General features: G+C 59.7%; 9 protein-coding genes and 1 pseudogene. 3 read left to right on the top strand and 7 right to left on the bottom strand.

Features of this window, described 5'->3' with window-relative positions; all coding sequences use genetic code 11:
• Positions 1 to 102: 102 nt before the first annotated feature.
• From ACLKMW_RS23060 to ACLKMW_RS23085, 6 genes are all read right to left on the bottom strand, one after another.
• Complete coding sequence (locus ACLKMW_RS23060) at positions 103 to 1,062, bottom strand: ABC transporter ATP-binding protein (protein WP_415726872.1); 960 nt, start codon at positions 1,060 to 1,062, stop codon at positions 103 to 105.
• A complete protein-coding gene (locus ACLKMW_RS23065; protein WP_415726873.1) occupies positions 1,059 to 2,255 on the bottom strand; it encodes an amidohydrolase family protein in 1,197 nt (398 codons plus the stop codon). Before ACLKMW_RS23065 ends, ACLKMW_RS23060 begins: the two co-directional genes overlap by 4 nt.
• 17 nt (positions 2,256 to 2,272) lie before the next feature.
• Complete coding sequence (locus tag ACLKMW_RS23070; RefSeq protein WP_415726874.1) at positions 2,273 to 3,196, bottom strand: ABC transporter permease; 924 nt, start codon at positions 3,194 to 3,196, stop codon at positions 2,273 to 2,275.
• On the bottom strand, positions 3,193 to 4,158 hold the full coding sequence (locus ACLKMW_RS23075) for an ABC transporter permease (protein ID WP_415726875.1): 966 nt from the start codon (positions 4,156 to 4,158) through the stop codon (positions 3,193 to 3,195). The genes ACLKMW_RS23070 and ACLKMW_RS23075 overlap by 4 nt, the downstream gene beginning before the upstream one ends.
• Positions 4,159 to 4,211: 53 nt before the next feature.
• Positions 4,212 to 5,783, bottom strand: a complete 1,572-nt coding sequence (locus tag ACLKMW_RS23080) for an ABC transporter substrate-binding protein (RefSeq protein WP_415726876.1) — start codon at positions 5,781 to 5,783, stop codon at positions 4,212 to 4,214.
• A gap of 319 nt (positions 5,784 to 6,102) precedes the next feature.
• The gene (locus ACLKMW_RS23085) at positions 6,103 to 6,549 is read right to left on the bottom strand and encodes a hypothetical protein (RefSeq protein ID WP_415726877.1); all 447 of its coding nucleotides are present in this window, start codon (positions 6,547 to 6,549) and stop codon (positions 6,103 to 6,105) included.
• Positions 6,550 to 6,704: 155 nt separating this feature from the next.
• Between ACLKMW_RS23085 and ACLKMW_RS23090 the strand changes: the two genes are divergently transcribed.
• Positions 6,705 to 7,589: a class I SAM-dependent methyltransferase gene (locus ACLKMW_RS23090; protein ID WP_415726878.1), complete on the top strand. Its 885-nt coding sequence runs from the start codon at positions 6,705 to 6,707 to the stop codon at positions 7,587 to 7,589.
• 580 nt (positions 7,590 to 8,169) lie between these two features.
• Here the strand turns inward: ACLKMW_RS23090 and ACLKMW_RS23095 are convergent.
• Positions 8,170 to 8,439, bottom strand: coding sequence for a DUF6894 family protein (locus ACLKMW_RS23095; protein ID WP_415726879.1), 270 nt, complete (start codon positions 8,437 to 8,439; stop codon positions 8,170 to 8,172).
• 676 nt (positions 8,440 to 9,115) lie between these two features.
• On the opposite strand from ACLKMW_RS23095, the gene ACLKMW_RS23100 reads away from it, so the two are divergent.
• Together ACLKMW_RS23100 and ACLKMW_RS23105 are read left to right on the top strand one after the other, a co-directional pair.
• Positions 9,116 to 9,496, top strand: coding sequence for a hypothetical protein (locus tag ACLKMW_RS23100; protein WP_415726886.1), 381 nt, complete (start codon positions 9,116 to 9,118; stop codon positions 9,494 to 9,496).
• A gap of 88 nt (positions 9,497 to 9,584) precedes the next feature.
• A pseudogene (locus tag ACLKMW_RS23105) lies at positions 9,585 to 9,827 on the top strand (IS110 family transposase); the annotation flags it as partial.
• Positions 9,828 to 9,925 lie beyond the last annotated feature (98 nt).

Raw genomic sequence — 9,925 nt, forward strand, 5'->3', positions numbered from 1 at the left:
ACCTAACCGCATAACTAGCGGCAATTGCTGCAAGCGATGCTGCCACAGCGATCGACACGTTTACCCGCAATGCCCAAGCAACCGCCTTGTTCTATGCGTTTTTCAATTCACCGCGTGGCAGGCGACGTTCGCGCCGTTTGCCACCGGCTTCATTTCGGGACGCGTCTTGGCGCAGATTTCCATCGCCAGCGGACAGCGCGGATGGAACGCGCAACCCGAGGGCGGATCGAGCGGACTCGGCAAATCGCCTGCTAGAGGTGCGCGGCCCCGGTTTGGGTTTTCGATATCGGGTATGGTTTCCAGCAGCAGCCGCGTATAGGGGTGCTGAGGCGCATCGAAAATCGTCTGGCCCGGTCCCTCTTCAACCAAACGGCCCAAATACATCACGCCGATCCGATCGGTGAGAAATCGAACCACCGACAGATTGTGGCTGATGAACAGATAGGTCAAACCGAGACGCTGCTGGAGGTCTTTCAACAAGTTCAGCACCTGCGCCTGCACAGAGACGTCGAGGGCCGAGGTGGGCTCGTCGAGCAAGAGGAGTTCCGCGTCGGCGGCAAGGGCACGAGCGATGGAAATGCGCTGCCGCTGTCCGCCCGAGAACTCGTGCGGATATTTGTTCTTGTCCTCCGGCCCGAGACCGACCGTCAGAAGCAGTTCCTCGATACGCTTTTTCTGCTCTTGCCGCGAAAGGCCAGTTCCCATCGGTTCGGCAATGCTGCGGCCGATGCGCCAGCGCGGATTAAGGCTGCCGATCGGGTCTTGGAACACCATCTGCAAGCGGATCTGTCCGCCTTCCGGTTTCAAGAACTCAACAGAGCCGGCGGTCGGCCGTTCCAAGCCGGCGACAAGGCGTGTAACGGTGGACTTGCCGCAGCCGGACTCTCCCACGATGGAGAAGGTCGTGCCCCGCTCTATCGCGAAACTGACGCCATCCACCGCCTTGACGATCTTGCGACCTGCTCCGGTGGCCACGCGTTGCAGAAACGGCGCTGAAACGTCGAAAGTCTTGCCGAGATTGGCAACCTTGAGCAGGGATCTTTCGGCGACCGCTTCCATCACGCGTCTCCATCGACCCAGCGGCCGTCGCGCGCGACCACGCGGCCTCTCTTGATCACCAGTGCGCGTCTGGGCCGATCGACGACGATCTGCGGGAGGTTCTCGCCCTCGATGAGAACCAGGCTTCCCTCGCCGCCGGGCCTCAATCCCAGATCGTTCAGATCGAGCAGTTCGGCGCCCCGGCGAGTACCCATGTCGAGCGCGGCGATCAGTTCCTCGTCAGTGCGGCAATTGGTACGGTAGGCGAGCAACCAACAGCGGTCCAGCATGTCGCCATTGCCATGCGGGTTCCAGGTGTCGCGAAGCGAGTCCGACGCAATGGCGCAGCGCACGCCGCGTGCGGCAAGCTCGAACATCGGCGGGAACGGTATCTCGCCCGGCACCGCTGAAATGATGCCGATGCCGGCTTCCGCCATGAGATCAGTCATTCGCCGAACCCTTTCTCGCGGCCCGTCTCCAAGACAGAAGGCATGGCTGACGATGACGCGGTTTTGCATGCCGAGCGCCTTGGCGCGATCGACGATTAGGCCAAGCTCAAAAAGGCCAAGTTCGCCGAATTCATGGAGATGGATGTCGATCTTGGCGCCCTTGCGGCTGGCGATATCGAAGATCGTGTCGAGATGGCCCTTGGGGTCGCCATCGATATTCGCAGGATCGAGACCCCCTATGATCGAGGCACCTTCATCGAGTGCCGCTTCCATCAGTTCCGCGGTGCCGGGATCAATCATCATGCCCGTTTGCGGGAAGGCCACCAGTTCGAGATCGACGGCGTGCTTTGTCTTTTCCCACGCTTCCAGCACGCCATGCAAATTGTCGAGCTTGTAGTGGGTGGAAATGTCGACATGGCTGCGGATATGGGTCGAACCCATCGACACACATTGGCGCATCAAATTGCCGGCGCGTTCGGCGACCGACCAGGGCAGTTCCTTGCGGATGTTCACCTCATTGTCGATCATGGCGCGCAGCGACGCCGGCACGTTGATGCTGTGCCAGGGCAGACCCCACAGAATTTTGTCCAAATGAACATGCGGTTCGACAAAGGGCGCGATGGCAATAGCATTGCCGCCGTCGATGACCTTAGTCCCCGCCCTGGCCCTAAGGGCGGGGCCGATCGCCGCGATGCGGCCGTTCTCGATCAGAATGTCACCAGCGGCCTTCGCGTCGGGTCGAACATTGGTCAAAAGAAGATCGCTCATATGATGCTCCGTCGGGATCAGCGCAAACGGGGATTGAGAACGTCGCGAAGCCAGTCGCCGACGATGTTCACGGACAGCACCAGCAGTACCAGCGCCGCACCCGGAAACAGCGAAATCCACCATTCCCCTGACAGCAGAAGGTCGTTGCCGGCCCTGATCAGCGTGCCGAGCGACGGTTGCGAGGGCGGCATGCCGAGCCCAAGGAAGGACAGGATCGCTTCGGTCAGGATGGCGACGCCAAGCCCCAGCGTGGCCAACACCAGAACCGGTCCGATCGTGTTGGGAAGGATGTGGGAAGCGACAATGCGCAGGCTGCCGACCTTACTGATGCGTGCCGCCGCTACATAGTCCTTGCGGCGCTCGATCATCGTCGATGCCCGCACCGTCCTGGCGAACTGCACCCAATCGGCCACGCCAATAGCGAGGATCACCACGTAGAAGCGCATCTCCTCGCGCATATCGATCGGCATCAGTATTTTGGCAATGCCGTCGATGAAGAAGGCGATCATGATAGTGGGGAAACTCAACTGCACGTCCCCGAGACGCATGATGATCGTGTCTATCCAGCCGCCGAAATAGCCGGCGATCAAACCAAGGGTCACGCCCATGGTGAGCGAAAACAGCACCGCGGCCATGCCGACCAGGATCGAGATGCGCATGCCGTAGAGAATCGACGAGAGCACGTCGCGACCTTGCTCGTCGGTCCCAAGCAGATATTTCGTGGTGCCGCCGTCAGCCCAAGCCGGCGGAATACGCGCATCCATGATGTCGAGCGTTGCCGGGTCAAACGGATTGTGCGGCGCGATCAGATTGGCGCCGGCAGCGCACAACACCAGAAGCGCCAGCACGGCCGTGGCGAAGATCACCGGCGGCGACGACCTGAATCGCCATGCCAGATCGCTGCTGCCCAGTTGTCGTATCTTCAAGATAAGTTCGCTCATTTCACCCGCAGCCTTGGATCAACGACGAGGTAGATCAGATCAACGATCAGGTTGATCATGACGAAACTGAACCCCACGAGCGCGAGATAGGCGGCCATCACAGGGAAGTCGGCAAACTCGATCGCCTGGAGGATCAGCAGCCCCATGCCCGGCCACTGGAACACCGCCTCAACGACAATGGCGAAAGCGATCAGCGAACCGATCTGCAGTCCCATGATGGTGATGACCGGTAGCAGACTATTGCGCAGCGCATGGGTGAGATAGACGGCCCTGTCCGACAGGCCCCTGGCACGCGCGAATTTGATGAAGTCAGTGCGCAGCACCTCCAGCATCTCGCCACGGACTAACCGCATGATCATCGAGATCTGAAACACCGCAAGCGTGATTGTCGGCATGATCAGTGCTTTCAACCCGCTGGTCGTCAACAGACCGGTCGACCACCAGCCAAGCTGGACTGTTTGGCCCCGTCCGAAAGCCGACAGCCAGCGCAGTTCGACCGAAAAGATCAGGATGAGCAGCATGCCGATGAGGAATTGGGGCATCGATATGCCGACCAGGGAAACCATCTGCACGACACGACTGACGAGACCGCGCGGCCGCAACGCGGTGTAGACGCCCATCGGAATACCGACGGCCAGTGCCGTCAGCGTGGCTGCAAAGACAAGCTCGAGCGTAGCCGGCAATCGCTGCAAGATGATATCCAGCACGGGCTGGCGGTTGCGATAAGAAATGCCGAAATCGCCGACGACAGCGCGTTCGACAAACCGCCAGAACTGCACCAGCGTCGGTTGGTCGAGCCCCAGCGCCACGCGCAATGCCTCCCGCTGTTCTAGCGTCGCGTTGACGCCCAATATGTTGTTCACCGGGTCGCCAAGGAAGTTGAAGATGCAGAACGACAGCGCCGAAACCACCAGCATGACGAGGACGACGCTGGTAAGACGGGTGGCGAGCAAGGAGATCATCGCGGGCTCCGGACAATGCAAGGGGCAGGCAGACGCCCGCCCCACTGCAATGGTCAGTTCATCGTGTAGTACCAGAAGCGCATGTATTCATCGGCAGGCACGATGGCATTGACCTTGTCGCTCATGCCCCAGGTTAGAAACTGCTGGTGCAGCATGATCTTGCCGACCTCGTCACGATGGATCTTCACCGCCTCCGAGATGAGCGCCTGACGCTTGACCGTGTCGTACTCTTCGCCGATCTGCTCGATCAGATCGTCGACCTTGGGGTTGGAGTAGCCCTTCGGATTCCAGGCGCCAAGATCGCCCGACGGAGTGTGGAAGGTCGCCGACATGATGTTGTAGGCGTCGATGGTCGGTAGGCCCGCCCAGCCAAGGAGATAAAATGAATATTTCCCTTGCGGCAGCTCGGTATCCATTTGCACGGTTGTGTGCATCGTGAGCTGCGCCTTGATGCCGACCTTGGCCAGCATGCCGACAACCGCCTGACAGATGCGCTCATCATTGATGAAGGAACCGGCCGGGCAATCCATCGGCAAAGTGAAACCGTCGGCATAGCCTGCCTCGGCCAGCAGCGCCTTGGAAGCCTCGGGATCGTATGGAAAGCGCTCGTCAAGGCTTGCGTCATAGTAAGGCAGTTCCGGCGCGAGCGGCACGGCCGTGGGGCGGCTGTTGCCGCGCATGATGCTGCGCTTGATGCCCTCGATGTCGATTGCCTGATAGATGGCTTTGCGCACCCGCACGTCAGCCAGAGGATTGGCTTCCACGCCGCTGCCCGGCAGCACCTTACTCTGCTGGTCCATGCCGAAGAAGATGTTGCGAAGATGCGGCGCCCGCATGACCTTCATACCGGGCGTGGAGTCTATGCGCGCGATGTCCTGCGACGGCACGTTGCGGATGAAATCCACCTCGCCGGAAAGCAGGGCCGCCACCCGGGTCGCCGCATTGGAGATCGGCGTATAGACGATCTCGTCGATATTGTGCTTGCGCTCATCCCACCAGCTCTCGTTCGCCACGAAAACGGTGCGTACGTCAGGCTGCCGCTCAGCCAGCTTGAACGGCCCGGTGCCAACACCCTGAGTGGTCATGGCGCCGCCGGCATTGGAGGACAAATCAAGCGGTTTCTGGGCGCCGACCGATTCCTGGAACTCCTTATCAAGAATGTACCAGCCGGCGAAATCGTTCAGCAGAATGGCGTATTTGCGCTTCAGCGTGACTTCGATGGTGTGGTCGTCAATCTTGTCGATCTTCGCGACCGGCTCGAGAAGGCCGGCAAATGGCGAACCCGGCGAGCCGGCGCGTTCGAAGGAGAAGATCACGTCGTCGGCCGTGAAGGGGTTGCCATTATGGAAGGTCACGCCCTTGCGCAGATTGAACCGCCATTTGGTGTCGGACAGGGTTTCCCAGCTTTCGGCCAAAGCGGGCTCGATCTTCAGTTCGCTGTTCCAGCGAACCAGCCCTTCATAGACGTTGTTGAGCAGGCTCAATGTAAAGTCTTCGCGCGCGGCGTGAGGATCCATCGACGCCATTTCCAGCGCCTCGGCGACGCGCAGGGTATTTGCAGTGGCAACCCCCGACGCCAAGCTTGCACATGAGGCAAGCAACAGAACTTTCAGATAGCGTGTCATCGGCTCCTCCCAGGGCACGTTATTGTTGATTGCGAGCTATCTCACGGTCGGCTCGGTCTTCGGCTTGCCGGCGCGTTGCATTCGCAAATCCCCGCTCCGCAAGCGACATCGGCGTTCCCAGCGATCTTTTCCAGACCTCCCGTTGGGTCAGTGCATCGGCGACTGACTGGCCGATGATTCCACAGAGGAACAAGATAGTCTACAGCAATGTACGCTTAATTGTGTACAGCTCGAAAAATATCGTAAGCGCCAAGGAGTCGCGTTAGATGGGTAAGATATGTCCCGCTCTCTAGTGCACGAAGGTGGCAGCCGCTGGTAATCACGTGCTTGGACTTAGCGCTTCGGGCAACTCAATGGGCGTGCAAAAGGTACGCTGGATCATTCCCCATCCGGGAGGGGTAATATGTGGCTCAAGCCCGGCCCGTCGGACCAGGGCATTTGCCTGTATCTCGGCCTCATCCAGAGCGGCATCCATATCGACGTTTCTGACTTTTTGATTACTCATGACGATTCGGCCGTCGACAATCACAGTGTGCCCTAGAAGCAGCTTCAACAGCGCGTTTTTGGTGGATAGTGACGTTCTGCAATAGCGCGAAACGAGCCCGGCCAGCCGTTCGAAGACAATCGCGCTTGCCCTTTCCGAGTGCTCCGCACGCGAGAGAGTCCCACTGTCTTGGCCGGCAGCGGCGAAGCGATCCCGTGCCGTTTCGCCAGCGCAATCGCGAAGCAGTCCAGTGCTCACCGCGGAAGAAGCCTGGAGATACATCAGACTGTTTAGTTCTGACGCAGCATCCACGAGCGGTCATAATGTTGTGGGGCGTTTAACGCATGGGTCAAGGCCCAGCACATGCTATAACTGCCGTATTGAAGAACCGCGGACGCCGGAGGATGGCTTCGCGTTGTCAAGAGGTTCCGGACCCAATGAGCGAGCAAGCCCTCGAAAGCCGCCCCTCCGGCGCGTCGGTGGAAGCCATTTCATACCATTACGACGTCGGCACCGGATTCTATCGGCTGTGGCTTGATCGCAGCCTGACCTACAGCGCCGCCCGGTGGGGCGATCCGCGCCAAATCGCGGCCACCCCGGTCAGCCTGGAACTGGCGCAGGAGGCCAAGCTCGACTTCCACCTGCGGGCCGTCGGTGTCGGGCCGGGCGACAGTCTGCTCGATGTCGGCTGCGGCTGGGGCTCGCTGCTGCGCCGGGCGGTCGAGCAATACGGCGTCGCCACGGCGACGGGCCTGACCTTGAGCACCGACCAGCACAACTTCTTGCGCGCGCTCGACCTGCCGGGCATCGAGGTCCGGCTGGAGAATTACGAGGACTATCGGCCGGCGGCCACGTTCTCGGGCATCGTCTCAGTCGGGGCCTTCGAGCACTTCACCCGCCCCGGCCTGTCGGCGGCCGAGAAGATCGCGATCTACCGACGGTTCTTCCAGCGGTGCCATGGCTGGCTGAACCGGGGGAGCCGCCTTTCTCTGCAGAGCATCACCTGGGGGAATGTCCCGCGCGACAGGACCAGCTTCATCGTGGCGCAGGACGTCTTCCCAGAGACTGATCCGCCTTATGTCACCGACGTACTGGATGCGTCGGCCGACACCTTCGAGCCGATCTACATGGAGAACTGCCGCAGCGACTACATCCGCACCCTCGAGGTCTGGCTAGAGCGACTGCGCACCCGGCAGCGAGAGATCGAGGCGGTGACCAGGCCGGGGACTTTCGAGTTCTACGAGCGCTATCTGCGCCGGTCGATCTACGGCTTCAAGAAGCGGCAGTTGCAGCTCTGCCGCTTCGTCTTCCAGCGGCATTGAGACCTCGACCACATGGTCTGAATCCAATCGCCTCGTTCACCCCTCCGGCTGGGTTGGGCCGAAATAGATCGTCGTAGAGCCGTTGCCGTCAGCTTCGGCTGGTCGAGAGCTTCGGCAGAGCTCGATGATGGCTCGTCCGCGAACGCACCCGGCTTGGGAGCGCGGCATCAGAGTTATGGGACCGAAGCTGGACGGCGGTGCCGAACTACCAAGTAATTCCAAAAAGCGTTGAATAAACGATAACAGCTATGGCCGCTACTACCGAAACTCGAACGAATAGGCCAAGGTAATTGTACGTGTAAAATCGCGCAGGAATGTGTGAGTTCATGACAGCCTCCTTTTTGTTGTGATTTCTCGGGGCCTATGAATACACCTATCATACAACGGGCAGAGGAGGGGTTTTATTTTGTGTTTCCAGATCATTCGCGACTGGTATCGGTGGCCAGTTCAGCCCACTGCAGCAGAGGAAAGGGAAGTCCAAGTCGGAGCCTATTGCGGTTCGCGGCCAACGCCATCCTTCCGCCCTCCCAGAGCTGGACAAAGGTGCATGAGCGCCTGATTGAGCTTTAGGCAAAATCAATCAGCGGCCAGCCTCCAAGCGAAAACCTGCCCACTCCGGGTGAATCTTGACTTCGACCAGCATCCTGGCCTCGGCGAGAACCTTGCCAACCTCATCTCTGACCTTGATTGAGAGTATGTGGCGCTCACCCGAGACCACTGCCTCCCGCGCAAGATCCGCTAAGCTCCGGCGTGCAGCATCTCGGGCTGAAGCCGCGTCTGGCAGGACGAGGCCTATCTCGTCAGGGAGCAGTGTCTGCCCATCGCAGGTGTCGAAGTAGTAATGCGGCATGTTCCGTGTCGAACATGGAGCCGTGTTCCACTCAACCTGAGAACGTCTATATGCTCGAAGGCAGCGGCGTCAGCCACCTCCGCTGAGGAAATACGAAGTGCGATGCCGCTTCCGTCAAAGGACCGCTGGCTAATGCAGGCGGTATGCCCTAAGGTCTTTTTGTCGGCAGCCATTTTACGGGCGCTGCCGATTGAGGGTGGCCTTCGTGCCCTAGCCCCGACCAAAGGAGGACATCATGTCTTCCACCTTTCTTACTTCCGCCGACATGACGATGATCGAGCGTTTGCTCGCCGCGGTTCGGGAAGCCGGGCCCGAGCCCAGTGCCGACGTCAAGACAGCTCAGGCGCGCCTCCTCATCCACGCATTTGTAAGCGGCATCTGTTCTGAAACCGAATTGCGAGAACTTCTGGCGGAGCACGTCCAGCCGCACAGAAGTTTCGCACAATCATACCAGCGGTGGGAGAACGAAGGAGGCACAGCCTATCATAGGCAGGAGCACATGCTCCCTTCACCTGAGGAGGAGCTCAACTCCGCTATCTCGATTGATCCGATGGCTCCCGCATCTCATGGCGGTCAGGCTATCATCGCGCGGAATGCGATTGGCGAGACATCGGGTGATGCCCCCGGCAGCCCACTTATCGAGGTGCCACTTGTCGCCAGTTTGGGAGGATTACCCATGTCCACGACACACGACATCCCACCCGACGTGCGTGCCGCAATCGGTGCCTTCCTCAACGAGTGCCAGAGAGAAGCCCGGCCCTTTGCGGCGTCTGAGGCATTAGGTGCGATACGGCGCATTTTCCCCGACTTGGAAATCTCGGATGTCGAGCTTCTGGACGCTCTCACCAGCGAAGCATCCACTGCAGGTTTTGATATTGATTACGACATCACCGTCACATCTGACACGACCAAGCGGAAGTCGCTGGAGCGGTGGGACAACGAGGGTGGGGCGATCGGCAATCCTCCGCGCACTGAGACACAGCGGCTAATAGACAACGACACGAGCGGCACACGCCGCCGTGCCAAGGCGACGAAAGACAAAAACGACCTTATCTAGGCTCGATTGATGGTGTGGATGGCTCCTGCTCCCGGCGTCGTATTGCGCCATAGTTGGGATGTTGTCGTCCCTAGGAGAGGAGCCATCCATGTCCGAGCTTGCCACAGTTGGTATTGACCTCGCAAAGAGCGTCTTTCAGATCCATGGTGTAGACGAGAACGGTCGAGTTCTCGTACGTCGCCAGCTTCGCCGCAGCCAATTGCTCGCGTTTTTCCAGAAGCGTCCGCGATGCCTGATCGGCATGGAGGCTTGCACAGGTTCTCACGACTGGGGGCGCAGGCTTCAAGAGCTGGGGCATGACGTTCGGCTGATGCCGCCGTCCTATGTGAAGATTCCATGAGGAGGAGACCGGCACCCTTAGCTCTGGAAAGATAAGGGCGCCCAACTTTCTCGATGGAGATCATTGCCATGCAGACTGCCAGGAAGACC

This window comes from Borborobacter xinjiangensis (assembly GCF_047739745.1).
Classification (GTDB): domain Bacteria; phylum Pseudomonadota; class Alphaproteobacteria; order Rhizobiales; family Rhizobiaceae; genus Pseudaminobacter.

Coding starts and splice junctions, on each gene's coding strand:
- ACLKMW_RS23065 (WP_415726873.1), bottom strand. CDS start 2,255: ATGAGCGATCTTCTTTTGACCAATGTTCGACCCGACGCGAAGGCCGCT.
- ACLKMW_RS23070 (WP_415726874.1), bottom strand. CDS start 3,196: ATGAGCGAACTTATCTTGAAGATACGACAACTGGGCAGCAGCGATCTG.
- ACLKMW_RS23075 (WP_415726875.1), bottom strand. CDS start 4,158: ATGATCTCCTTGCTCGCCACCCGTCTTACCAGCGTCGTCCTCGTCATG.
- ACLKMW_RS23080 (WP_415726876.1), bottom strand. CDS start 5,783: ATGACACGCTATCTGAAAGTTCTGTTGCTTGCCTCATGTGCAAGCTTG.
- ACLKMW_RS23085 (WP_415726877.1), bottom strand. CDS start 6,549: ATGTATCTCCAGGCTTCTTCCGCGGTGAGCACTGGACTGCTTCGCGAT.
- ACLKMW_RS23090 (WP_415726878.1), top strand. CDS start 6,705: ATGAGCGAGCAAGCCCTCGAAAGCCGCCCCTCCGGCGCGTCGGTGGAA.
- ACLKMW_RS23095 (WP_415726879.1), bottom strand. CDS start 8,439: ATGCCGCATTACTACTTCGACACCTGCGATGGGCAGACACTGCTCCCT.
- ACLKMW_RS23100 (WP_415726886.1), top strand. CDS start 9,116: ATGTCCACGACACACGACATCCCACCCGACGTGCGTGCCGCAATCGGT.